At 67.2% G+C, this 22,892-nt stretch carries 23 protein-coding genes; 14 read left to right on the top strand and 9 right to left on the bottom strand.

What is annotated here, in order from left to right; genetic code table 11:
- The first annotated feature begins 70 nt into the window (after nt 1-70).
- From gyrB to JI752_RS13515, 8 genes are all read left to right on the top strand, one after another.
- Nucleotides 71-2,536, top strand: a complete 2,466-nt coding sequence (gene gyrB, locus JI752_RS13550) for a DNA topoisomerase (ATP-hydrolyzing) subunit B (protein ID WP_216964927.1) — start codon at nt 71-73, stop codon at nt 2,534-2,536.
- A 124-nt stretch (nt 2,537-2,660) separates the two neighbouring features.
- Nucleotides 2,661-3,464, top strand: a complete 804-nt coding sequence (locus JI752_RS13545) for a M48 family metallopeptidase (protein ID WP_216964925.1) — start codon at nt 2,661-2,663, stop codon at nt 3,462-3,464.
- 129 nt (nt 3,465-3,593) lie between these two features.
- Nucleotides 3,594-4,808 (top strand): tetratricopeptide repeat protein, encoded by a 1,215-nt coding sequence (locus JI752_RS13540; protein WP_216964923.1) that lies wholly within the window; start codon nt 3,594-3,596, stop codon nt 4,806-4,808.
- A 149-nt stretch (nt 4,809-4,957) separates the two neighbouring features.
- Complete coding sequence (locus JI752_RS13535; protein WP_216964922.1) at nt 4,958-5,632, top strand: energy transducer TonB; 675 nt, start codon at nt 4,958-4,960, stop codon at nt 5,630-5,632.
- Between the two features lie 72 nt (nt 5,633-5,704).
- The gene (locus JI752_RS13530) at nt 5,705-6,457 is read left to right on the top strand and encodes a MotA/TolQ/ExbB proton channel family protein (RefSeq protein WP_216964920.1); all 753 of its coding nucleotides are present in this window, start codon (nt 5,705-5,707) and stop codon (nt 6,455-6,457) included.
- Between the two features lie 46 nt (nt 6,458-6,503).
- Complete coding sequence (locus JI752_RS13525; protein ID WP_216964918.1) at nt 6,504-6,923, top strand: biopolymer transporter ExbD; 420 nt, start codon at nt 6,504-6,506, stop codon at nt 6,921-6,923.
- 15 nt (nt 6,924-6,938) lie between these two features.
- Nucleotides 6,939-7,352 (top strand): biopolymer transporter ExbD, encoded by a 414-nt coding sequence (locus tag JI752_RS13520; RefSeq protein WP_216964916.1) that lies wholly within the window; start codon nt 6,939-6,941, stop codon nt 7,350-7,352.
- Nucleotides 7,353-7,520: 168 nt separating this feature from the next.
- The gene (locus JI752_RS13515) at nt 7,521-7,937 is read left to right on the top strand and encodes a biopolymer transporter ExbD (protein ID WP_216964915.1); all 417 of its coding nucleotides are present in this window, start codon (nt 7,521-7,523) and stop codon (nt 7,935-7,937) included.
- Between the two features lie 18 nt (nt 7,938-7,955).
- On the opposite strand, the gene JI752_RS13510 is transcribed toward JI752_RS13515, so the two are convergent.
- From JI752_RS13510 to cls, 4 genes are all read right to left on the bottom strand, one after another.
- Nucleotides 7,956-8,726, bottom strand: coding sequence for a pyridoxine 5'-phosphate synthase (locus JI752_RS13510; RefSeq protein ID WP_216964913.1), 771 nt, complete (start codon nt 8,724-8,726; stop codon nt 7,956-7,958).
- A 40-nt stretch (nt 8,727-8,766) separates the two neighbouring features.
- Entirely contained in the window at nt 8,767-9,240 is a 474-nt protein-coding gene (locus tag JI752_RS13505; RefSeq protein WP_216964910.1) for a hypothetical protein, read from the bottom strand.
- Nucleotides 9,241-9,370: 130 nt separating this feature from the next.
- Complete coding sequence (locus JI752_RS13500) at nt 9,371-9,637, bottom strand: hypothetical protein (protein ID WP_216964909.1); 267 nt, start codon at nt 9,635-9,637, stop codon at nt 9,371-9,373.
- A gap of 113 nt (nt 9,638-9,750) precedes the next feature.
- A complete protein-coding gene (cls, locus tag JI752_RS13495; protein WP_216964907.1) occupies nt 9,751-11,187 on the bottom strand; it encodes a cardiolipin synthase in 1,437 nt (478 codons plus the stop codon).
- 112 nt (nt 11,188-11,299) lie between these two features.
- Here cls and JI752_RS13490 point away from each other — a divergent pair, with 112 nt between their 5' ends.
- From JI752_RS13490 to JI752_RS13480, 3 genes are all read left to right on the top strand, one after another.
- A complete protein-coding gene (locus JI752_RS13490; RefSeq protein WP_216964905.1) occupies nt 11,300-12,388 on the top strand; it encodes a PA0069 family radical SAM protein in 1,089 nt (362 codons plus the stop codon).
- A 160-nt stretch (nt 12,389-12,548) separates the two neighbouring features.
- A complete protein-coding gene (locus JI752_RS13485; protein WP_216964903.1) occupies nt 12,549-13,685 on the top strand; it encodes an ATP-binding protein in 1,137 nt (378 codons plus the stop codon).
- Nucleotides 13,685-14,119 carry a response regulator gene (locus tag JI752_RS13480; RefSeq protein WP_206861921.1) on the top strand — a complete coding sequence of 145 codons (435 nt, stop codon included), beginning with the start codon at nt 13,685-13,687 and terminating at the stop codon, nt 14,117-14,119. Before JI752_RS13485 ends, JI752_RS13480 begins: the two co-directional genes overlap by 1 nt.
- A 42-nt stretch (nt 14,120-14,161) precedes the next feature.
- On the opposite strand, the gene JI752_RS13475 is transcribed toward JI752_RS13480, so the two are convergent.
- From JI752_RS13475 to JI752_RS13455, 5 genes are all read right to left on the bottom strand, one after another.
- Nucleotides 14,162-14,884, bottom strand: a complete 723-nt coding sequence (locus JI752_RS13475) for a 2OG-Fe(II) oxygenase (protein WP_216964901.1) — start codon at nt 14,882-14,884, stop codon at nt 14,162-14,164.
- A 75-nt stretch (nt 14,885-14,959) separates the two neighbouring features.
- Nucleotides 14,960-16,369 carry a sigma-54 dependent transcriptional regulator gene (locus JI752_RS13470; protein ID WP_216964899.1) on the bottom strand — a complete coding sequence of 470 codons (1,410 nt, stop codon included), beginning with the start codon at nt 16,367-16,369 and terminating at the stop codon, nt 14,960-14,962.
- Between the two features lie 220 nt (nt 16,370-16,589).
- Entirely contained in the window at nt 16,590-17,630 is a 1,041-nt protein-coding gene (locus JI752_RS13465) for a class 1 fructose-bisphosphatase (protein WP_216964897.1), read from the bottom strand.
- A 43-nt stretch (nt 17,631-17,673) separates the two neighbouring features.
- On the bottom strand, nt 17,674-18,732 hold the full coding sequence (locus JI752_RS13460; RefSeq protein ID WP_216964894.1) for an MBL fold metallo-hydrolase: 1,059 nt from the start codon (nt 18,730-18,732) through the stop codon (nt 17,674-17,676).
- A gap of 7 nt (nt 18,733-18,739) precedes the next feature.
- The gene (locus JI752_RS13455; RefSeq protein ID WP_216964892.1) at nt 18,740-19,210 is read right to left on the bottom strand and encodes a hypothetical protein; all 471 of its coding nucleotides are present in this window, start codon (nt 19,208-19,210) and stop codon (nt 18,740-18,742) included.
- A gap of 167 nt (nt 19,211-19,377) precedes the next feature.
- Here JI752_RS13455 and JI752_RS13450 point away from each other — a divergent pair, with 167 nt between their 5' ends.
- The 3 genes from JI752_RS13450 to JI752_RS13440 all read left to right on the top strand — a co-directional run bounded on the left by JI752_RS13450 (nt 19,378) and on the right by JI752_RS13440 (nt 22,882).
- Nucleotides 19,378-20,046, top strand: a complete 669-nt coding sequence (locus JI752_RS13450) for a response regulator transcription factor (RefSeq protein ID WP_216964890.1) — start codon at nt 19,378-19,380, stop codon at nt 20,044-20,046.
- Nucleotides 20,043-21,392 carry an ATP-binding protein gene (locus JI752_RS13445; protein WP_216964888.1) on the top strand — a complete coding sequence of 450 codons (1,350 nt, stop codon included), beginning with the start codon at nt 20,043-20,045 and terminating at the stop codon, nt 21,390-21,392. The genes JI752_RS13450 and JI752_RS13445 overlap by 4 nt, the downstream gene beginning before the upstream one ends.
- An 83-nt stretch (nt 21,393-21,475) precedes the next feature.
- Nucleotides 21,476-22,882 carry an NIPSNAP family protein gene (locus JI752_RS13440; RefSeq protein ID WP_216964886.1) on the top strand — a complete coding sequence of 469 codons (1,407 nt, stop codon included), beginning with the start codon at nt 21,476-21,478 and terminating at the stop codon, nt 22,880-22,882.
- Nucleotides 22,883-22,892 lie beyond the last annotated feature (10 nt).

The raw sequence follows: 22,892 nt of genomic DNA, 5'->3' as shown, positions 1-22,892 counted from the left end.
ATCACTATAGCTAATGTGTTTCGACGCGCCCGGCCCCGCCGACGACCGCGTCGACGGAGCCTGTTGCCGCATGACCCACATCGAGCACGATCCTTCGCAAGATCCGTCCGTCGCTACCCCCGTCGCTGCCCCCCAGACCTACGACTCCAGCAAGATCACGGTCCTGCGTGGTCTGGAAGCCGTGCGCAAGCGTCCGGGCATGTACATCGGCGACGTGCACGACGGCACCGGCCTGCACCACATGGTGTTCGAAGTGGTCGACAACTCGATCGACGAGGCGCTTGCCGGCCACGCGGACGAAGTGACGGTCACGCTGCACGTCGATGGCTCCTGCTCGGTGTCCGACAACGGCCGCGGCATTCCGGTGGACATCCACAAGGAAGAAGGCGTTTCGGCGGCTGAGGTGATCCTCACCGTGCTGCACGCAGGCGGCAAGTTCGACGACAACAGCTACAAGGTTTCCGGCGGCCTGCACGGTGTGGGCGTTTCCGTCGTCAACGCGCTGTCCGAAACGCTGTGGCTGGACATCTGGCGCGACGGCCACCACTACCAGCAGCAATACGCATTGGGCGAGCCGGTTTACCCGCTCAAGCAGCTTGAAGCCTCGGATCGTCGCGGCACGACACTGCGCTTCCTGCCGGCCAAGGAAATCTTCACCGACATCGAATTCCACTACGACATCCTGGCCCGTCGTCTGCGCGAGCTGTCGTTCCTGAATTCCGGCGTCAAGATCACGCTCACCGACGAGCGCGGCGAAGGCAAGCGCGATGTCTTCCAGTACGCCGGCGGCATTGCCTCGTTCGTCGAACACCTGGCGCAGCTGAAGAACCCGCTGCATCCCAACGTCATCTCGGTGTCCGGCGAAATGAACGGCATCACGGTGGACGTCGCCCTGCAGTGGACCGACGCCTACCAGGAAACCATGTTCTGCTTCACCAACAACATCCCGCAGAAGGACGGCGGCACCCATCTCATCGGCTTCCGTGCCGCGCTCACGCGCACGTTGTCGAACTACATCGAACAGAACGGCATCGCCAAGCAGGCGAAGATCACGCTGTCGGGCGACGACATGCGCGAAGGCATGATCGCCGTGCTGTCGGTGAAGGTGCCCGACCCGAGCTTCTCCTCGCAGACGAAGGAGAAACTGGTCAGTTCCGAGGTTCGCCCGGTGGTTGAAAGCACGTTCGGCGCACGTTTGGAGGAGTTCCTGCAGGAACACCCCAACGAGGCGCGTGCCATCGCCGGCAAGATCGTCGACGCCGCCCGTGCACGCGAGGCTGCGCGCAAGGCGCGCGACCTGACGCGTCGCAAGGGTGCGCTCGACATCGCCGGCCTGCCCGGCAAGCTGGCCGACTGCCAGGAGAAGGACCCGGCGCTGTCCGAGCTCTTCATCGTCGAGGGTGACTCCGCAGGCGGCTCGGCCAAGCAGGGCCGCAACCGCAAGACGCAGGCGATCCTCCCGCTCAAGGGCAAGATCCTCAACGTCGAGCGCGCCCGCTTCGACCGCATGCTCGGCAGCGCGGAAGTCGGCACGTTGATCACCGCGCTCGGCACCGGCATCGGCAAGGACGAGTACAACCCGGACAAGCTGCGCTATCACCGCATCATCCTGATGACCGACGCGGACGTGGACGGCAGCCACATCCGCACGCTGCTGCTGACGTTCTTCTACCGGCAGATGCCGGAGCTGATCGAGCGCGGCCACGTCTACATCGGCCTGCCGCCGCTGTACAAGATCAAGCAGGGCAAGAACGAGCTCTACCTCAAGGACGACGCGGCGCTGGATGCGTACCTGGCGAACAACGCCGTCGAAGGCGCTTCGCTGGTGCCGGCCGTCAACGAGCCCGCGATCGAAGGTGCCGCGCTGGAGAGGCTGCTGCTGGCCTACGCCCATGCGCGCGAGGCGATCGCACGCAACGCGCATCGCTACGACCCGAGCGTGATCGAAGCGCTGATCGATTCGATCCCGCTCGATGCCGCCGCGCTGTCCGACCATGCCGCGCTGCGCCGCGAGTTCGACGCACTGGAAGGTCGCCTCAACCGCGGCGGCCTGGGCAGGCCGCGCTACAAGCTCGAGCTGCACGAAGGCGCCGGCCAGCCGGCACTGCTGGTCAAGCGCCTGCACATGGGCGAGGAACTGACGCAGGTGTTGCCGCTGTCGATCTTCGAAGCCGGCGAGCTGCGTTCGGTGCGCGAAGCGGCCGCCCAACTGCACGGGCTGATCCGCGAGGGCGCGCAGATCGTGCGTGGCAACCGCGCCCAGCCCATCAACAGCTTCGCCCAGGCGCAGACCTGGTTGCTGGAAGAAGCCAAGAAGGGCCGCCAGATCCAGCGTTTCAAGGGCCTGGGCGAAATGAACCCCGAGCAGCTGTGGGAGACCACGGTCAATCCCGAGACCCGCCGCCTGCTGCAGGTGCGGATCGAGGATGCCGTCGCGGCCGACCAGATCTTCGCCACGCTCATGGGCGATGTCGTCGAACCGCGTCGCGAGTTCATCGAAGACAACGCGCTCAAGGTCGCCAACCTCGACGTTTGATGCCCGCGCTGCATGCCGGGGCGCCTGAACGGCCCCGGCCCCGCCGCGCGCGGCCGTTCAGCCCATTGACGACGTGTTAATCCGGCGGGGGCTACAACCCCAACAGCCACTTCAGGGTGCCCCCATGAAACGCGTATTGCTTGGCCTTGCCGTTGCCAGCCTGGTGGTCGCCTGCGCGACCACAACCTCACCCACCGGCCGCACCCAGTACGTCGGCGCGGTTTCCCAGGACCAGCTGAACCAGCTAGGCGCGCAGGCCTTTACCGAGGCCAAGGCCAAGCAGAAGCTCAGCGCGGATGCGCGCCAGAACGCCTACGTGCGCTGCGTCGCCAATGCCATCACGGCCCAGCTGCCGGCCGGCTGGCAGAGCCAGTGGGAAGTCGCCGTGTTCGATGACAGCTCGCCGAACGCCTTCGCCCTGCCCGGCGGCAAGATCGGCGTGAACACCGGCATCTTCACCGTGGCCAAGAACCAGGACCAGCTCGCGGCGGTGATCGCCCACGAGATCGGCCACGTCGTGTCCCGCCACCATGACGAGCGCATCACGCGCCAGCAGGGCACCTCCACGCTGCTGGGCATCGGCAGCGCGATCCTCGGGACGGCCTATGGCTCAGGCGCCGGCAATGCGGCCAGCCAGGTCGGCGGCGCCGCGGCGCAGACCTTCTACCTGCTGCCCAACTCGCGCACGCAGGAGTCCGAGGCCGATGTGGTGGGCCAGCAGCTCGCCGCCAAGGCCGGCTTCGACCCCCGCCAGGCCGTGAATCTGTGGGAAAACATGATCGCCGCGGGGGGCAGCCGCCCGCCGCAGTGGCTCTCGACCCACCCGGACCCGCAATCGCGCATCAGCGAGCTGGGCGCACGGGCGGGCAGCCTGATGCCGACCTTCGAGCAGGCCCGCGCCTCGGGCCATACGCCGAAGTGCGGTTAACGAACCCGCGAATCCGGCACACAACCCCGTATCACAGGCCCGCGAGTTTCTGTTAGCGTGACGCCCCCCTGGCCCCGGTGCCATCGTCCCGCCCTGTCCATACGGGCGGCAGCAGATCTGAGGTGTTCGATGAACAAGTTTTCCCTCCGCAACCGCAGCATCCTGACCGCGGCCATTGGTGCCGTCCTGGTGCTCGGTGCGGTCAGCCAGGTCAATGCGCAGTCCGCGCAGGATCGCGCCGAGGAGCGCCGCTCGCGCCACGCGGAAAGCAAGCAGACCGCCAGCAAGCCGGCCGACGAGTACCCGAACGCCACGCGCCAGGTCGAGGCCAAGGCCTCGTCGAAGGGCGGCCCGAAGCTGCAGAAGATGATGAAGCTGTACGACGACGACAAGGCCGCCGAGGCCCGCGCCGCCGCCGACGAGATCATCGCCACCGAAGCCTTCAACGCATACGACCGTGCCTTCGCCGCTCAGATCGCGGCGCAGATTGCCTACGACGCCGATGACACCGCTGGCGCTAAGGCTTATCTGCAGAAGGCCATCGCCCTCAACGGCCTGGACAACAACGGCCATTTCGGCGCCATGTACATGCTCGCCCAGCTGCAGCTGCAGGATGAGCAGTACGCCGAATCGCTGAAGACCCTCGACACCTTCTTCGCCGAGACCAAGAGCACCAAGCCGGAGCAGCTCGTGGTGAAGGGCAACGCCCTCTACCGCATGGAGCGCTACCCGGAGGCCGCCGCGGTCCTCAAGCAGGCCATCGACGCCAGCCCGAACCCGAAGCCCGAGTGGCAGCAGTTGCTGATGGCCACCTACGCCGAGTCCGGCAACGCCGGTGAGGCCGCCAAGATGGCCGAAGCCGTCGCTGCCAAGAACCCGAACGACAAGCGTGCCCAGCTCAACCTGGCCGCCGTCTACCAGCAGGGCGAGCAGTACGACAAGTCGGCCGCTGTCCTCGAGAAGCTCCGCGCCAGCGGCCAGCTGACCGAAGACAAGGAGTACCGCCAGCTCTACGCCACGTACCTGAACATGGACGGCAAGGAGAAGGAGGCCATCTCGGTCATCAACGACGGCCTGCAGAAGGGCATCCTCAAGCCCGACTACCAGACCTACCTGGCCCAGGCGCAGGCGTACTATTTCTCCGATCAGGCCGGCCCGGCGATCGATGCTTACAAGAAGGCCGCTCCTCTGGCACCCGATGGTGAGGCTTACCTGAACCTCGCCCGAGTGCTGTGGCAGGAAGATCGCGTCCCCGAGGCTAAGGAAGCCGCCAAACAGGCCGTCGCCAAGGGAGTTAAGAAGCCCGACGACGCCAAGAAGATCCTCGCGCTGCCAAGCAAGTAATCGGCAAAGCGAATCCACTGATTTGCGTGGTTCCACGGCCGCAAATTGGTATATGCTAGGAGGTTCCCGCGACTCGAATGGGTCACGGGAATCGTATCTGACGGCCCGAGGCGCCCTGGCGTCCGGAATTACCTCCCGAGCTACGGCGCATGACGCAAGACCTCGAAATTCACGCTAGAAACGACGACGACCGCGACGGTCTGAACTGGGCGCGTATCGCCGGTATCACGATCGCGATCGCCTTCCACGTCGCGGCACTGCTGCTGCTTCTTGCTCCTATGGCGCCTCCGGCCCAGCAGCAGAAGGAAGAGGAGGTTACGTTCGTCAACCTCATCAAGCCGCCGCCGCCGCCCCCGCCGCCGCCGCCGCCGCCGCCGGAACCGCCGAAGGAGCTGAAGCCACCGCCGAAGCTCACTCCGCCGCAACCGACGCCGTTGCCGCCGCCTCCGGAAGAGCCGCCGATCGTGGTGGACGACCCGAGTCCGGTGGACGTCCAGGCGCCGCCGCCGAGCCCCCCGTCGCCGCCCGCACCGGCCACGACGATTGGTTCGAGCGTCGACCCGTCCTCGAAGCGGCTCAACCCGCCCAAGTACCCGCCGACGGAAGCCCGTCAGGGTATTGGTGGCACGGTCGTGCTGATCATCACCATCGACGGCTCGGGCAACGTGCTCGACGTCTCGGTCGAGAAGTCCAGCCGCAACCGCAACCTCGACCGTGCTGCGATGGATGCCGCCCGGAAGTGGAAGTTCAACCCGGAAATGCAGAACGGCGTTGGCGTCACCAGCCGCGTCCGCGTCCCGGTCGATTTCGTCCCGCCGACCTGATCGGGGTCACGGGATTCGTAGCAAGCACTCCGTAACACACTCCTTTTCCACGACATTTCAAAGGTAAGCGTCATGCTGCAGGAAACCACCACCGCTGCGACTGCTGGAGGCTCCAACGCCCAGGCACTTCAGCAGATGAGCTTCGCGCATCTGTTGCAGAACTTCGACTTCGTCGGCTGGGTCGTCTTCATCACTCTGGCGATCATGTCGATCCTGTCGATCTACTGGATCGTTGTGAACTTCGTGAAGAACCTGCGCCTGCGCGCCAGTTCGGATCGCGTCGTCTCCACGTTCTGGGAAACCCCGAACGCGCAGGACGCCATCCGTTTCATGGAAGAGCAGGGCCGTTTCGAGCCGTTCTCGAAGATCGCCCTCGACGCCGCCCAGGCGGCTGCCCACCACCAGCGTCACGAAGGTTCGCGTCTCGTCGAGTCGCTGAACCGTTCGGAGTTCGTTGACCGCGCGCTGCGCCAGGGCGTGACCCGCGAGTCCTCGAAGCTGGAAGCCGGCCTGACCGTGCTCGCCACCGTCGGTTCGACCGCTCCGTTCGTCGGTCTGCTCGGCACCGTGTGGGGCATCTACCACGCCCTGATCCGCATCAGCGCGACCGGCCAGGCTTCGATCGACGCCGTCGCAGGTCCCGTGGGTGAAGCGCTGATCATGACCGCCATCGGTCTGTTCGTCGCGATCCCGGCGGTGCTGGCGTACAACTTCTTCACCCGCCTCAACCGCGTCACGAACAACAAGTTCGATACCTTCGCGCACGACCTGCATGACTTCTTCGCCACCGGCTCGCGCGTCGGCGAAGTGGCTGCGAAGCGCTAAGCACTCGTTCTAACGACATCCTCTTGCAGCAGGTTGGAGTCTCGTAATGGCCTTCAGTACTGGCGATAGCGGCGGCCCGATGGCCGAGATCAATGTCACGCCCCTCGTGGACGTGATGCTGGTTCTGCTCATCATCTTCATGATCACCGCGCCCCTGATGTCGCATAAGGTCCAGGTCGATCTTCCCGAAGCGAATCTGGACAAGCGCGACAATCAGGCTCCGCCCACTCCGCCGATCAGCATCACGGTGGAAGACAACGGCAGCCTGTATTGGAACGACGAGCCGGTGACCAAGGATCTGCTTGAGAGTCGTCTGTCGATCGAAGCTCAGAAGACCCCGCAGCCGGCGATCAACGTCCGCGGCGATAAGACGACCAAGTACCGCATCGTTTCCGAAGTGGTGCAGATTGCGCAGGCCCAGGGCATGCGCAAGGTCGGCTTCATGGCGCTCAAAGAACCTCGCTGATCCGGAGACCCAGTAATGGCATTTGCATCGAATTCCGGTGGCGGTCCGATGGCGGACATGAACGTCACGCCCCTCGTGGACGTGATGTTGGTTCTGCTGATCATCTTCATGGTGACGGCGCCCCCGCTGACGTATCCGATCGACGTCAACCTGCCGCAGAAGTCGCTGAACCCACCGCCGCAAACGCGCGAACCGCCGCCGCCGATCAGGCTGCGTATCGACGCGTCCGGACAGGTGTATTGGAATGACGCACCGCAGCCGATCACCGCGATCCAGGACATGATGAGGGCGGAGGTCCAGCGCGACCCGAGCAATCAGCCCATGCTCGAGATCGACACCAGCCCGGACGCCGATTACGGCATCCTGGCGAAGGTGCTGGCGCATGCGAAGAACGCCGATATGGAAAAGATCGGCTTTGTTCAGAACTGATTGACGCTTACCTGTCGTGAAAACGCCGCCTCCGGGCGGCGTTTTCTTTTGGGGCTCCGAGCGCCGGAGTGTGAACGCAGACTGGCTGTGCCCCGTCCCCGTCCCCTTGCGGGTTTCGCGGCGCCAGGTTTAGCGTGGAACCGGGCATGGGGCCCTCGGGAGGTTGCAATGGCTGCTTCCGTTTTCCGTGATTCCCAGCATTCCCACCGCGGCCACGTCGAGGTCGCCCAGATCAACATCACCCCGCTGGTCGACGTGATGCTGGTCCTGTTGGTCATCTTCATGGTGGCCACGCCCGTGATGACCGGGCAGATCGACCTTCGCATCCCGCAAGCCACTGACTCGTCCACCCGGACCAAACCACCGCCGCGCGTGGAGCTCAAGGTCGAAGGCAATGACCGCTTCACGCTCGACGGCGTGGCCCTGACCCGCGCCGAACTCCCGCAGGCCCTGCGCGAGCTGGCCCAGGCCGAACAGCGGCCGATCGTGCAGATCAGCGCGAACGCGGACGCGGACTACCAGGACTTCGCCTGGACGCTGGCCGAGGCCCAGCACAACGGCGTGCGCGACATCGCCTGGCAGTGATGCACCGGGCGCCCGCCCTCAGCGGCGGGCGTCTTCCAGAATGTCCAGATACCCGCGGATCGTGGTGGCGAAGCCCTCATACAGCGCTTCGCCGACGAGGGCGTGGCCGATCGACACTTCGAGCACTCCAGGCACGGCGCGCAGGAACGCGCCCAGGTTCTCCTGGCTCAGGTCGTGCCCGGCGTTGACGCCCAGCCCCGCTCCCTGCGCGCGCTTCGCCGCCTCGGCGAACTGCGTGGCCATCGCCTCGCCTTCGCCGAGCGCGAACGCCTCCGCCCAGGGCCCGGTGTACAACTCCACGCGATCGGCGCCGACTTCCGCCGCCCCGGCGATACCTTCGCGCCCCGCCTTTGTGTGCGCATCGGCGAACAGGCTGACGCGACACCCGATCGCCTTGAGTGCCTCCACATGCGGACGCAGCGCCTGCGCATCGCGGACGAAATCGAAACCGTGGTCCGATGTCAGCTGCGCGTCGCCGTCGGGTACCAGCGTCGCCTGCGCGGGACGCACCGATTCGCACAAGGCGAAAAATCCCGGATAGCCTGCGCGCGGTGGCGCGAATGGATTGCCCTCGAGGTTGAACTCCACGCCACGCTCGCGCGTGAGCTCGGCCAACGCATACACGTCGTCCGCGCGAATATGTCGGGCATCCGGGCGCGGATGCACGGTGATCCCGTGCGCACCCGCGTCCAGGCAGGCGCGCGCGGCGCGCACCACGTCGGGCTCATTGCCGCCGCGCGAATTGCGCAGCACCGCGATCTTGTTGACGTTGACGCTCAGTACGGTCATCGGACGAGGCCCTTGGCGGGCATCGCCCAGCACGATCGGATCAGTGGCACGGTTCGGAATTCTTCTGATAGATGACGGGCTCCCAGTAGGACCCGTCGGTGATGTTGTTGCGCTTGGCTTCGATCAGGTGCGCGGCCAGAAGATAGGTGGTGTTGGGCGCTACGTCGACCACCAGGTCTTTGTACGGATCGGCGCGCATGTCGCGCTGGCGCAGCTGCACGTCGTTGAACTGATCGGAATTGATGAGTTCGGCGACCTGCAATGTGTGCTTGCCGGGCGCGAGCCGGAACGTCTTCGCCCCGGTCGGACCGGCGAGCTTGCCGTCGATGTTCATCACCCTGGCGCGATAAAGATCCTGGCTGCGCGGCGCCACGTCGAAGATGCTGACGCGGCCGCAACTCGAGGCCGTACCCGGAGCGGCATCGGCGGTCGCGGGCGCAGTGGCCTGGTCGGATGCGGCGCATGCGCCGGCGACGAAGAACAGCGGAGCAAGCACGCAGCCGAACGCTTTCATGGCGATCTCCTGGAAGCCGGCGCGGCCGGTGCGCCGACAGGCGGCAGGAAACGCGACTACAGCCCGGGCCTGGCCGGGCTTCCGGCGGGCCGATACTAGCGCAGCGCCCGTGAGCGCACGGGCGGCGAAATCAGGGGGCCGGCGAGGTCGGCGGCGGGGTGCCCGCGGCCGCGCGGCAGGCCTCGGCCTGCTCACGCAGGCGACGCAGTTCGGCCGGATCGAGGATCAGGGACGAATCGCGGCTCTGGCTGTCCACGCGTGAGGCAAGCAGCTTCAGGACCCAGGCCAGGAAGAACCCCAGCGACGCCAGCAGGCACACCGCCAGCACGGCCACCGACGTCGTCTTGAACGCGATCGCCAGCGCGACCAGGGCCAGCAGCAGATACAGCCAGTGCATGGGATGCTCCGTATGTGAGTGCGACAGCGGCCGCAGTGTAGCGCGCGTCCGAACGGGTGGAAGTCCGGTCGCCGGGTGCCGGCGACCGCCCGTCTGCCGAAGCGCTGCGTGCATCACAGCAGCGGTGAGACCAGCCGCGCGAGCCCCTCGGGCACGCGCGTGCGCCACAGCGGTTGCGCCCGGTCCGCGCGCACCCGTGGCGCCAGATTGCATTCGCCCTGGATCAACTGGGCGAGCTCCCCGGCCACCCCCTTGTCGCGGAACAACACCGAGACTTCGAAGTTCAGCCGAAAGCTGCGGTGATCGAAATTCGCACTGCCTATGATCGCCAGCTCGTCGTCGCACAGCAGCGCTTTGCTGTGCAGCATGCGGGGCCCGTACTCGTGCACTTTCACCCCGGCTTCGAGCAACTCGTCGAAATACGAACGCGCCGCGAGCGTGACCAGCCGGCTGTCGCCCACCTTGGGCACGAGCAGGCGCACATCCAGCCCGCCCAGCGCGGCGGAGGTCAGCGCCATTCGTGCCGCCTCGCCGGGAACGAAATACGGCGTCACCAGCCATACGCGCCGCTGAGCGGAGTGGATCGCGGCGACGTGCACGCGATGGATCGCCTCCCACGACGAATCCGGCCCGGACACCACCACCTGTGCCGAAATCGAACCACGCCGCGGCGGCGGATGTTGCAGGCGCAGCGGCGGCTGCCCGGTCGCGTACGCCCAGTCTTCGACGAAGACCAGCTGGAGCTCGCGCACCACGTCGCCTTCCAGGCGCAGGTGGAGATCGCGGTAGGCGTCCTTGCGCAGGCGCTCGTCTTCCGCATCGGTGATGTTGATGCCGCCGGTAAAGCCGATCTCGCCGTCGATCACCACGATCTTCCGGTGCGTGCGCAGGTTGAGCCACGGCCGCTTCCAGAGCCATTGCAACTTCATCGGATGGAACCACGCGACCTCCGCTCCCGCCTCCACCAGCGGCTTGAGGAACTTGCGCTTGGTCTTGCCCGAGCCCACGGCATCGAGCAGCAGGCGCACCTGCACGCCGGCCCGCGCGCGTTCGACCAGCGCATCGCGCAATGCCGTGCCGGTGCGGTCGGGCAGGTAGATGTAGTACTCCAGGTGGATGTGATCGCGCGCCTGCGCGATCGCTTCCAGGAGCGCGGCGTACTTGGATGCGCCGTCCACGAGCAGATCCGCGCGCGTGGAGGTGATCGGCGGCAGGCCGGTGGTGGACTGGGCCAGACGCGCCAGCTCGATGGCATCGGGCGTGGGCACCAGCCCTTCCGGCGGTGGCGGCAGGCTCGCGCGGGCGCGCACGCGGCGCAGACGCTGACGGCGGATCCGCTGCGGGCCGAAGAAGAAATAGATGACGAAGCCGATGTACGGCAGCGCCGCCAGGCTGATCAACCAGCTCAGCGTCGCCACCGGTTCGCGCTTCTGCAGCACGATCCACAGGCCCAGCCACACCAGGTAGGCCAGGTACCCAAGCGTGAGGTACAGGCCCAGATAGGGAACCGAGGTGAAGGCGCTCCATGCGCTGCTCAGGATGTCCTGCATGCCGGGCGAATCTCCTCGTTCAGCAAGGCGCGCCGGACACCGGCGCCGCGTCGTCGTTTCGCGCCCCTGCCCGTCTCACGGGCTGCGACGCAGCGCGCGTAGGCTACGGCCGATGGATGACGCCCGCAAAGCCCAGGCCCCGATCAAAGGTCGCGGTGCCGCGTCGTACGTGGACGGCCGCTACGCGGTGACGGTCGCGCGCGGCGAGGACGACGGCTGGGGCTCGGTCTACGAAGACCTGTCCGACGCGCCCAGTCCGCAGACCCGCGTCACCGAGGAACGGGCGCGCAGCATCATCAGCCGCAACGACTCGCCCGACATCGGCCACAGCGCATCGATCAACCCGTATCGCGGCTGCGAGCACGGTTGCGTCTACTGCTTCGCCCGGCCCTCGCACGCCTACCTGGACCTGTCGCCGGGCCTGGATTTCGAAACCCGCCTATTCGCCAAGACCAACGCCGCCGAGCGCCTGCAGGCCGAGCTCGCGCGGCCGTCTTACCAGTGCGTACCGCTCGCGCTGGGCATCAACACCGATTCCTACCAGCCCATCGAACGCCGCTACCGCGTCACGCGCTCGGTGCTCGAAGTGCTGGACGCCTGCTCGCACCCCTTCGGCCTGATCACCAAGAACGCCGGCGTCGTGCGCGACGTCGACCTCATCGCACCCATGGCCCGGCGCGGCCTGGCCAGCGTCGCCTTCTCGGTCACCTCGCTGGACAACCGTCTCTCCGCGCGAATGGAGCCGCGCGCGTCCGCCCCGCACGCGCGCCTGAAGGCGATGAAGACGCTCGCCGACGCTGGCGTGCCCGTGGGCGTGATGGTCGCGCCGGTGATTCCGATGATCAACGACAGCGAGATCGAGCACATCCTCGAGGCCTGCCGCGATCACGGTGCTACTTCCGCCGGCTACGTGCTGCTGCGACTGCCGCACGAACTCAAGCAGGTGTGGCGCGAATGGCTGCAACTGCACTATCCCGACCGCGCCGATCATGTGATGAGCCTGATCCGGCAGATGCGCGGCGGCAAGGATTACGACAGCACCTTCGGCACGCGCATGCGCGGCGAAGGGCCGTTCGCGCAACTCATCGCGCAGCGTTTCCGCAAGGCGCACAAGCGGCTGGGCTTTGGCCCGCCTGCGCCGCTGGACACCCGCCAGTTCGTTCCGCCGCGCAAACCGTCGCCGCAGGGCGAATTATTCTGAGCGACACGGCCGCCGAGGCTGCGGGCATTCCGACGACACGCGTTGCAGTGCGGCCCGGACGCGCAATGCGCCGCCACGGCCGCGCCGGCACGTGCACCACACCGTCACGACAGCCTTGGCTACACTAGCTGCGCGACAAACGGCGTGAGTCACACTCTCGATGAGCCACACCCCCCGTCAGGACACGGGCGTCGACCGCTTCCGTCTCGCGATGGATGCCTCCGGCGTCGGCATGGCGATCGTCGATCTGCACGGCCGCTGGCTTGAAGTGAACCCCGCTTTCGAGCGCATGTTCGGCTACAGCGCGCACGATGTAATCGGCACGCCCGCGTCCTCGCTGACCCATCCCGACGACGTCGCCATGAGCCGCCATTTTCTGCGCGGCCTGGTGGACGGCAGCATCCCGGTGCTCGATGCCCAGAAGCGTTACGTGCGTCGCGATGGCGAGACCATCTGGGCGCAGGTCAATGTCTCGGTGATGCGCGACGAACACGCGCAGCCGCTGTTCCTGCTCGTGCAGTTGCGCGACATCAGCGCGCAGCATGCGGCGGAACTGGCGTTGAAGTCCCGCGCGGACGCCGAGTACGCCGGGCGCTACGCCGCCAATCATCAGCTGCAGCTGTTCGCCGATGCCGTGGCGCACGACCTGCGCGCGCCGCTGCGTTCGATCGAGAGCTTCTCGGCCTTGCTGGCCGATCGCGCCGGTGAACGTCTGGACGAGACCGATCGCGATTACCTTACCCGCATACGCGCCGCGGCCTCGCGCATGAGCGGGCTGCTGAGCGCGCTGAACGAGTTGTCCTACGTCACGCGCACCGAACTCAAGGCCGCCGATGTGGACCTGAGCCTGCTGGCGGACTGGGTCGGCGCCGAACTCCAGGACGCCGAACCGCGCCGCCGCGCCGAGATCCAGGTGCAGCCGAGCCTGCACGCCTGGGGCGACGAACGCCTGCTCAAGCTGCTTCTCACCCAGCTGATGGACAACGCGTGGAAGTTCTCGCGCGAGCGTGAACCCATCCGCATCCGCGTCTCCGGTCGTGACGACGGCGACATGCTGCATGTCGAGATTCGTGACGAGGGCATCGGTTTCGACATGCGCTACGCGCACAAGCTGTTCGAGCCTTTCCAGCGACTGCACGGACCGGACCAGGGGGGTGGTCACGGTCTGGGGCTGGCGATCGTCCGACGCATCGCCGAGCGCCATGGCGGCAGCGTTCGCGCCGATTCGCGACCCGAGTCCGGCGCCACGTTCACCCTCGAATTGCCAGCCCGAGCGGTGGCGGAGGAGAACGCCTGATGCACAAGGAAATCCTGCTGGTCGAGGACAACCCGGACGATGTCGAGCTCACTCGCATCGCCTTCGACGAGGCCAAGATCGCCAACCGCCTCGTCGTGGTGAACGATGGCGCCGAAGCGCTCGACTACCTGTTCGCGCGCGGCAAGTACGCCGACCGGGATCCGGATGATCTGCCGTCGATCATGCTGCTGGACCTCAACCTGCCCAAGGTCGACGGCCGCGAAGTGCTGCAGGCCGTGCGAGCCAACGAGGCCACGCGCACGCTGCCGGTCGTCGTGCTCACCACCAGCGCGGAGCCGTTCGACGTGGAAGCCAGCTATGCGCTGGGCGTGAACAGCTACATCCAGAAGCCGGTGGATTTCGAGCAGTTCGTGTGGGCCGTCAAGCAGGTGGGCCTGTACTGGCTGGTGCTGAACCATCCGCGGCATGTGTGAGGGCGGAGTGCCTGCACAGGCGAGGTGAAGTCGGGGTCCCGCCTACCCCGCCCCGTACAACGTCTCCGCCCGCTGGAACAGGATCCAGCTCGTCGCGATGAACTTGTCCCCGCCGCTGGGCCGATTGCCGCGATGCGTATGCGTGAACGCCGCCGGCGCGATCAGCAGGCTGCCGGTACGCGGGGCAATCTTCCGGCGCTGATACAGGAACTCCGTTTCGCCGGCCTGGAAGCCATCGTTGAGATACATCGTCCACAGCAGGTGGCGATGCAGCGTTTCGCCCGCCGCATCGCGCGGGTACAGCTCGCAATGCCAGTACGGATATCCGCCACGATCGGCCGTGTAACGCTGCAGGTTGATCGCGCCCGGTCGCAGCACCGTCTGCACCACCGGCGCGAGCGCGGTGTCGTCCATCGCGATCAGCCGCTCGGCCGTCAGGCGGTGACGCGCTTCGCCTTCGCCCGGCACTTCCAGCATCACCGGCGCGATGAGCGTGTGCGGATAGCGGCGCAGGTACGACAACAGTCCCTTGAACACCACGCGGTGCAGCAACTCCACGTCTTCGCGCCAGTCATCACGGCCGGTGATGGTGAGGTCGCGGCTGTCCTTCAGTTCCGGCAGTACGCCGCCGCCGATGCGGCCCGGCACCGCGTCGCCGCTGGCGCTGAAGCGTTCCACCAGTCGTGCGCACTGCGCCCGGTCGAGCGCATCGTCGTAGACCTCGATGAAGTCCGCCGCGGCGGCGTCAGCGTCCTGGCTGTGCATGCGCAAGGGTCGTCTGGAGGGGCGATGCGGCATCCTCGCATGCCCGCAGCGGCGCGCAAACGCGCCAGGGTCGCACTATGCGACGTGGATCGTCCCCGGCGCCTCGGGTTCGTGCGCACGCAGGCCGTGGCGCTGCATGAGGCGGTACAGCGTCACGCGCGACACGCCCAGCTCGCGCGCCACGTCCACCAGGCGCCCGCGATTGCGATGCAGCGAGCGCTCGATCGCCGCGCGCGTGGCCGCGTCGCGCACTTCATCCAGTGTCGGCGGTGGCGTCGTGAGCGAACTTTCGATGTGCAGATCGGCCGCCGTGATGAGGCGCCCTTCCGCCATCACCACCGCCTGGCGCACGCGGTTGATCAGCTCGCGCACGTTGCCCGGCCAGGTGTGGCTGTGCAGCGCCTGCCGCGCGCAGGGCGCGAAGCCCTTGAGCGTGCGGTGGCCTTCCTGCGAATAGCGCTGCAGCGAATACTCGGCCAGGCGGTCGATGTCGCTGCCGCGATCGCGAAGCGGCGGCTGCTGCAGGCGCAGCACGCACAGGCGGTGATACAGGTCGGCGCGGAAGCGGCCTTCGGCGACCGCGCGGTCCAGGTCGTGGTGAGTCGCCGAGATGACGCGAACATCGACCGGAATCTGCTCGTGTCCGCCGAGACGCTCGATGCTCCCCTGCTGTAGGAAGCGCAACAGTGACGCCTGGCTTTCCAGCGGAAGATCGCCGATCTCGTCCAGGAAGAGCGTGCCGCTGTTGGCCATCTCGATGCGGCCCAGCTTGCGCTGCTGCGCGCCGGTGAAGGCGCCGCGCTCGTAACCGAACAGTTCGGACTGGATCAGGCTGTGGGGAATCGCGCCGCAGTTGATCGCGACGAACGGATGCGCGTGGCGGCGCGAATGCCGGTGCACCGCCATCGCCGCCAGTTCCTTGCCCGTGCCGGTCTCGCCGGCGATGAACACCGGCGCTTCCGTCAACGCCGCCTTGCGCAGCGTGCGGCACAAGGTGCGCATCGCCGGGCTCTCGCCGATCATGCCGTCGAAGCCGGCCTCGCTCGTCGCGTCGCCGCGCTCGCAGGCGAGGCTGGCCATGCCGTGTGCGTGGCCGATGACCGTGTTGAGCACGGACTCGGGGCAGGGCAGCGTGAGGTAGTCGTAGCAGTAGTCGCGGATGAGATCGCGAACGGGCCCATCGTCGAGCTGGCGTGCGTCGATGCCCGCCACCCAACCGACATTGCCGGCCGACAACGCCACGCCGAACTCGGCCAGGTCCTGCTGCGTGAAGCCTTCACGCAGGTCGAGCAGCGCCGCATGCGGCTTGCGCGCATCGCTGTGCAGGATGCGCAGCACGGTGCGCGCATCGGGCGCGCGCCGGAGGTTCCACCCCATCTGCTGCAGGCCACCCAGCGCCAGCACGCGTCCGGCACCGCCACGGGTCACGTAGATCAGTTCGCGGCCGTCGGACTGCGCCGCTTCGGATTCCTGCATTCCGTCCATCGGCATGTCATACCTGGCGTATCCGAGGCAACCGATGCTGCCACTGCGGGAAGTTACGCAGTGTATTCAACGGGCCGTCCGACGATGAGCGGTCAAGAACGACGCGTTGTGATTCTGAATCCGTGTGTGGGCACGTGACATGAAACGCGCCAATGCGATTCACGTTCGTGAGTGGCGCCGCCTTGGCGGGCGCCACTCAATCAAACGCAGTGCGATGCCGTCATGCGGACGCGTCGTGCTCGGCGTGATAACGCACCGCGGCTTCGACTTCGAGCTTCGAGCCCAGGAACACCGGCACGCGCTGGTGCAATCCGGTCGGCTGCACTTCCAGCATGCGCTGGCGACCCGTGCTCGCCGCGCCACCGGCTTGTTCGACCAGCAGCGACATCGGGTTGGCCTCGTACATCAGGCGCAACTTGCCGCCCTTGGCCGCGCACTTGCTGTCCAGCGGATAGCTGAAGATGCCGCCGCGGGTGAGGATGCGGTGCACGTCGGCGACCATCGAGGCCACCCAGCGCATGTTGAAGTCCTTGCCGCGCGGGCCTTCCTTGCCGGCGAGCAGGTCGCCGACGTAGCGCTGCATCGGCGCTTCCCAGAAACGCTGGTTCGACATGTTCACGGCGAACTCCTTCGTCTCCTCCGGAATCCGCATGCCGCGCGTGGTCATCACGAAGCTGCCGATCTCGCGGTCCAGCGTGAAGGCGTGCGTGCCGTTGCCGACGGTGAGCACCAGCATCGTGCTCGGCCCGTAGGTGCAATAGCCCGCGGCAACCTGCGCCGTGCCGGGCTGCAGGAAATCCTCATCCTGCGCCTGGGCCACGCCATCGGGCGCGCGCAGCACGGAGAAGATGGTGCCGACGGAAATGTTCACGTCGATGTTGGAGCTGCCGTCCAGGGGATCGAACAGCAGCAGGTAATTGCCGCGCGGATAGACGTCGGGAATCGGCTGCGAGGTGTCCATCTCCTCCGACGCCAGGCCGGCAAGGTGGCCGCCCCAGGCGTTGGCTTCCAGCAGGATCTCGTTGGACAACACGTCGAGCTTCTTCTGCGCTTCGCCCTGGACGTTGATGGACGCCTCACCGGCGCTGCCCGCATCGCCCAGCACGCCGCCGAGCGCGCCCTTGCCCACGGCGATGGAGATGGTCTTGCACGCGCGCGCCACCACTTCGATCAGCAGGCGCAGGTCGGCGTTGATGCGGCCGGCACGCTGCTCTTCGATGAGATAGCGGGTGAGGGAAATCGACTGCGGGGTGTTCGTCATGGGCGGTGCCGCGATGGAAACGGACCGCCATTGTCGCCGATGACTACGGCGAGGGCAGCCACCACGCGCGTTCCGCAGGCGGATTGCGGATGTCCACCGCTTCACCGAAGCCCGGCGTTGTGACCGCGACACCGTGTTGCGCAGCACTCGCGCTGACCCGTGTAAACGGTTCCTGCCAGCCGTGCAGCGCCAGATCGAAGGTGCCGTTGTGCACCGGAAGCAGTCGGCGCCCGCGCAGGTCCAGGTGCGCCTGTACGGTTTCCTCCGGCTGCATGTGCACGCCGCTCCACATCGCGTCGTAGGCGCCGCATTCCACCAGCGTGAGGTCGAACGGGCCGAACCGGTCGCCGATCGTACGGAAGCCATCGAAATAGCCGCTGTCGCCGCTGAAGAACACGCGCAACCCATCGGCCTCGATCACCCATGACGCCCACAGCGTCGGGTTTTTCGCCAGCAGGCCGCGTCCGGAGAAATGCTGCGCGGGCGTAGCGACCAGGCGCACGCCGGCGATGCGCGTCTCCTGCCACCAGTCCAGGTGCTGCACCTTGGCCGGGTCCACGCCCCATTCCACCAGCAGATCGCCCACGCCCAGCGGCGCGATGAAATGCCGGGTCTTCTCCGCCAGGGCCAGCACGGCCGCTCGGTCCAGGTGGTCGTAATGGTCGTGGGAAAGAATCACGCCTTCGATCGGCGGCAGCTGGTCCATCGCGATCGGCGGCGCGTGGAAGCGCTTCGGCCCGGCCCATTGCACGGGCGATGCGCGCTCGGAAAACACCGGATCGGTGAGCCAGAAACCGCCGGACAACTTCAACAGCATCGTCGAATGGCCCAAGCGGAACAGCGTTCCGTCCGGCGCGGCCAGCAGTTGCGCACGCGTGAGCGGCTTCACCGGCGGCGGCGCTTCGGGTCGCGCGTCATCGGGCTTGTCGAACAGGAAGCGCCACAGCATGCGCGGCATCTGCCCGAGCCCCGCCTGTTTCGGCGCGACGGGATTGCGGAAACCGCCGTCACGGAACTGTGGCGAGGCGGCATAGGGCGACGTGGTGGAGCAGGAAGCAAGCAGTCCGGTGGTCATCAGTGCAACCAGCAATAGGCGCGGCATGGCGCGATCAGAGGAGGGAGAGCACATGGCGCTGGCCATCGCGCCGTGCGTCGGGAGTGTCGAAACGTGCGGCATCGTCATGCGGCCCGTACCAGTGCAGCTGCACGCAGCCGAGCCGACGCGCCATCGCACGCACTTCGTCGAACAATGCCGATTCGGCGGCGTCCGCCCATTCTTCGCTGGCGTGCAGCGAATCCAGCTGCAGGCAGTACCCGCGTGCGCGCAGGGAGAAGCCGACCGTCGCGACCGCATGCCCCACCGCTGCGTCGCCCGCGAAGGCGAGCCACGCCCAGGCGCGCACCGGCGCCTCGAACAGCGCCTCGTTGAACTCCAGCAGGTCCGTCCACGCCGCATCGTCGTGGTTCGATGCGCGCGCCAGGCGCAGCAGCGTATGCGAGTCCTCGGGGCGAACCGGTCGCACCGACACGGGCGAAACGGCCGGCGCGGGCATGCGGAACAGCAGGGATGTGGCGGTCATGGGTCACCGGGGGAGCGAAAAGCGACCGCCGCGCGATCTCCGGGATGTGGCCTCCCGGTACGATGCGGAGCGCGGCGCATGGGAGGCACAGCCTGCGCGCCGTCCTTTAAGAACTTTTTAAACGCGACCGGCGACACTGACCGCCTGCACGAGACGACTGGACCGCGATGAACCTGCTCCTGGTGGAAGACGACACGATGCTGGCCGAGGCGCTGTGCGCCGGCTTGCGCGCGCACGGCTTCCGTGTCGACACCGCCGGCGACGCCGCGCTCGCGCGCACGGCGCTGGTCGAACACGACTTCGACGCCGTCCTGCTCGACCTGGGTCTGCCGGGCAGTTCCGGCCTGACCGTGCTCACGTATCTGCGCGGCCGCTACGACGCGACGCCGGTGATCATCCTCACCGCGCGCGACAAGCTCAGCGACCGCATCGCCGGCCTCGACGCCGGTGCCGACGACTACATCGTCAAACCCTTCCAGCCCGACGAGCTCTTCGCGCGCCTGCGCGCGGTGATGCGTCGCACGCAGGGGCGCGTCTCGCCCGTGCTGAGCTTCAACGGCGTGGTGCTCGATCCCGCGCGCCGCGAAGTCACGCGCGACGGCACACAGGTCGCGCTGAGCGCGCACGAGTTCCGCACCCTGCTGCTGCTGATGGAGCGCCAGGGCCGCGTGGTCACGCGCGAACAACTGGAGGAAGCGGTGTACGGCAGCTCCGGCACGATCGAGAGCAACACCATCGCCGTCTACGTGCACCAGTTGCGACGCAAGCTCGGCGAGCAGCTGATCGTCACCGTGCACGGCCAGGGCTATCGCATCAACGGAGGAGCGTCGTCGTGAAGGCGCGTTCGCTGCGGTGGCGGCTGACGTGGGTGTCGGTGAAATGCGTGCTGGTGGCCTGGCTGATCTGGCTCGGCTGCCAGGCGTGGCAGCTTTCGCGCGCGCACTACGGCTTCTGGGACGAGTCGCAACGCGAGGTGGCCTCGCAGATCCTGGAGTCGATGCCCGACGGCCTGGAACTGCTGCCCGCCCGCGAGCGCCCCGCGCTGCCGGCCGGCCAGCGCGACCACAAGATGAGCTGGCAGGTGTGGGTGAAGGGCAACAACGTGGTGTATTCCATCGCCGCGCCCGACGAACCGCTCAAGCCCGATTTTCGCGATGGCTTCGCGCGACGCACTATTTCCGGTCAGGTCTGGCACGTCTACAGCCTGACCGATCCACGCCGTGGCCTCACCGTGCAGGTGGGACGTTCCAAGGAAATGATCGCCAACGAAGTGGCGCGCTGGATCGGCCTGAGTCTGCTCGCGGCGGGTCTGATCTTCGTGCTCTTCTTGCTGACGGTGTGGGTGGTGATCGGCCGCTCGCTGCGGCCGGTCGCGGCGTTGCGCGAGGCATTGCGCGCGCGCCAGCCGCTGGATCTCACGCCGCTGCAGGCGCCGGGACTTCCCACCGAATTCAGCCCGCTGGTCGACGCGTTCAACGACCAGCTCACGCGCGTGGACCAGGCGGTGCAGAACGAACGCCGCTTCATCGCCGATGCCGCGCATGAACTGCGCACGCCGCTGGCCGTGCTGAGCGCGCACGCCGACCTCGCCCGCCGTGCCGCGACGGAAGAAGAACGCAACACCGCGCTGCGCCGCCTGAGCGCCGGCGTATCGCGCGCGGCGCGCTTGTCGGAACAGCTGCTCGACCTGGCGCGCATCGACGCGGCCGTCGCCTCGCCCACGCTCGCGCCGCTGGACCTGGCGCCGCTGCTGGTGCTGGTCGTGCGCGATTTCGAAACGCTTGCGCGCGAGCGCCACCAGCGCATCGGCCTGCGCACCGAGGACGGCCGCATCCGTGGCGATGTCGACCAGCTCGGCATCCTGATCCGCAACCTCGTCGACAACGCCGTGCGCTACGCCGGTGAAGGCGGGCGCATCGAAGTGATGTGCCGCCGCGACGTGCGCGATGGCGTCGGCGGCATCGCGCTGTGCGTGGCCGACGACGGCCCGGGGGTTCCCGCGGCGGAGCGCGAGAGCATCTTCCATCGCTTCTATCGGGCCAATGGCGGAGCAGAGCGCGGCAGCGGCATCGGCCTGTCGCTGGTGGCGCGCATCGCCCGCACCCATCACGCGACGATCCATGTCGACGACGGCCTGGACGGCAAGGGCCTGGCGGTCACGGTGTTCTTCCCGGCGGTCTGAGTGCGCCTGCTGACAGGACCCTGTCAGCAGCGCCCGTCCATTCTGCGGTCGTGCGATTGCGCACGACTGTAACGGAGCCCGCCATGGGCAACGCCTTCGACGCCGTTCTCGAGCCCGCGTGGCGCCGCCAGCGCCGGCTGTTCCTGCAACTGGCCACGATGGCGCAGACCGCATGGCTGCTGCCGTTCCGCGCGGCGGCGCGCGCCGTTGCAACCACCGGGGACACCAGCACCATGATCACCGCCACCGGCCAGGACGGCCGGCACGACTTCGACTTCCTCCACGGCCGCTGGCACATCCGCAACGAGCGCCTGACGCAGCGCCTCGCCGGTTCCGGGGACTGGGATATCTTCCACGCCACGCAGCTGTGCCAGCCGTTGCTCGGCGGCATGGGCAATGTCGACGACTTCGTCAGCGACTGGACGCGCCCCGGCAGCGACGAGCGCTTCATCGGCATGACGCTGCGCTTGTTCAGTCCCGACTCGAAGCAATGGTCGATCTACTGGGCCGGAAACCACGACGGCGTGCTCGATGCACCGATGACGGGCGCCTTCGATACCACGCCGCAAGGCACGCGCGTGGGCACGTTCTTTGGTGCCGACGAGCACGAAGGTCGCCCGGTGCGCGTTCGCTTCCGCTGGAGCCAGGCGAGTGCGAACACCGCGCACTGGCAGCAGGCGTTTTCCATCGACGAGGGCGCAACGTGGGAGACGAACTGGCACATGTGGTTCCGTCGCACCGACGACGACGGCCGCCTGCTGCACGAGGACGGCGTGATCGAACTGCGCCAGTACGCGATGCAGCCCGCGCGCCGCGACGAGCTGATCGAACTGTTCGAGCGTGAATTCATCGAACCGCAGGAAGCGGTGGGCATGCACGTCATCGGGCAGTTCCGCGACCTCGACGCGCAGGACCGCTTCGTCTGGCTGCGTGGCTTCGCCGACATGCCGGTGCGGGCCGAGGCGCTGGAGGGCTTCTATTCCGGTCCAACCTGGAAGCGCCATCGTGAAGCAGCCAATGCCACCATCGTCGACAGCGACGACGTGCTGCTGCTGCGACCGGCGCGGCGCGATTCCGGCTTCGCGCCGAATCCATCGCCGCGCCCCGCGCTTGGCGACGCCCGCACGGACGATGGTCTGATCGAAGCGGGCATCTGCCTGCTCGATGCACCGGCCGATGCCGGCTTCCTCGCGCGCTTCGAAGAGCAGCTCGCACCGCGTCTGCGCTCCGCCGGTGCGGAGCTGATCGGTGTGTATGTCACCGAAGGGAGCGCTAACACCTATCCGCGACTGCCGGTGCGCGAAGGCGAACAGGCGCTGGTGTGGTTCGCGCGCTTCGCCGACGCGGACGCGCACCATCGCTACGAAGCCGCGCTGCTGGTCGATGGCGAATGGCGAAGCGGCGTCGCGCAATCGCTGCTGCACGGCTTGAAGCAGCCGCCGCAACGGCTGCGCCTGACGCCGACGCAGCGTTCGGAGCTGCGTGCGTGATCGCCGTCGC

The sequence above is a fragment of the Lysobacter sp. MMG2 genome, assembly GCF_016735495.2.
In the GTDB taxonomy this organism is placed as follows: Bacteria; Pseudomonadota; Gammaproteobacteria; order Xanthomonadales; family Xanthomonadaceae; genus Lysobacter_J.
This window is presented reverse-complemented; position numbering and strand designations above follow the sequence as displayed.

Coding starts and splice junctions, on each gene's coding strand:
- JI752_RS13475 (WP_216964901.1), bottom strand. CDS start 14,884: ATGCACAGCCAGGACGCTGACGCCGCCGCGGCGGACTTCATCGAGGTC.
- JI752_RS13520 (WP_216964916.1), top strand. CDS start 6,939: ATGGCATTTGCATCGAATTCCGGTGGCGGTCCGATGGCGGACATGAAC.
- JI752_RS13515 (WP_216964915.1), top strand. CDS start 7,521: ATGGCTGCTTCCGTTTTCCGTGATTCCCAGCATTCCCACCGCGGCCAC.
- JI752_RS13535 (WP_216964922.1), top strand. CDS start 4,958: ATGACGCAAGACCTCGAAATTCACGCTAGAAACGACGACGACCGCGAC.
- JI752_RS13540 (WP_216964923.1), top strand. CDS start 3,594: ATGAACAAGTTTTCCCTCCGCAACCGCAGCATCCTGACCGCGGCCATT.
- JI752_RS13510 (WP_216964913.1), bottom strand. CDS start 8,726: ATGACCGTACTGAGCGTCAACGTCAACAAGATCGCGGTGCTGCGCAAT.
- JI752_RS13455 (WP_216964892.1), bottom strand. CDS start 19,210: ATGACCGCCACATCCCTGCTGTTCCGCATGCCCGCGCCGGCCGTTTCG.
- JI752_RS13490 (WP_216964905.1), top strand. CDS start 11,300: ATGGATGACGCCCGCAAAGCCCAGGCCCCGATCAAAGGTCGCGGTGCC.
- cls (WP_216964907.1), bottom strand. CDS start 11,187: ATGCAGGACATCCTGAGCAGCGCATGGAGCGCCTTCACCTCGGTTCCC.
- JI752_RS13460 (WP_216964894.1), bottom strand. CDS start 18,732: ATGCCGCGCCTATTGCTGGTTGCACTGATGACCACCGGACTGCTTGCT.
- JI752_RS13500 (WP_216964909.1), bottom strand. CDS start 9,637: ATGCACTGGCTGTATCTGCTGCTGGCCCTGGTCGCGCTGGCGATCGCG.
- JI752_RS13530 (WP_216964920.1), top strand. CDS start 5,705: ATGCTGCAGGAAACCACCACCGCTGCGACTGCTGGAGGCTCCAACGCC.
- JI752_RS13470 (WP_216964899.1), bottom strand. CDS start 16,369: ATGGACGGAATGCAGGAATCCGAAGCGGCGCAGTCCGACGGCCGCGAA.
- JI752_RS13505 (WP_216964910.1), bottom strand. CDS start 9,240: ATGAAAGCGTTCGGCTGCGTGCTTGCTCCGCTGTTCTTCGTCGCCGGC.
- gyrB (WP_216964927.1), top strand. CDS start 71: ATGACCCACATCGAGCACGATCCTTCGCAAGATCCGTCCGTCGCTACC.
- JI752_RS13485 (WP_216964903.1), top strand. CDS start 12,549: ATGAGCCACACCCCCCGTCAGGACACGGGCGTCGACCGCTTCCGTCTC.
- JI752_RS13440 (WP_216964886.1), top strand. CDS start 21,476: ATGGGCAACGCCTTCGACGCCGTTCTCGAGCCCGCGTGGCGCCGCCAG.
- JI752_RS13450 (WP_216964890.1), top strand. CDS start 19,378: ATGAACCTGCTCCTGGTGGAAGACGACACGATGCTGGCCGAGGCGCTG.
- JI752_RS13525 (WP_216964918.1), top strand. CDS start 6,504: ATGGCCTTCAGTACTGGCGATAGCGGCGGCCCGATGGCCGAGATCAAT.
- JI752_RS13480 (WP_206861921.1), top strand. CDS start 13,685: ATGCACAAGGAAATCCTGCTGGTCGAGGACAACCCGGACGATGTCGAG.
- JI752_RS13545 (WP_216964925.1), top strand. CDS start 2,661: ATGAAACGCGTATTGCTTGGCCTTGCCGTTGCCAGCCTGGTGGTCGCC.
- JI752_RS13465 (WP_216964897.1), bottom strand. CDS start 17,630: ATGACGAACACCCCGCAGTCGATTTCCCTCACCCGCTATCTCATCGAA.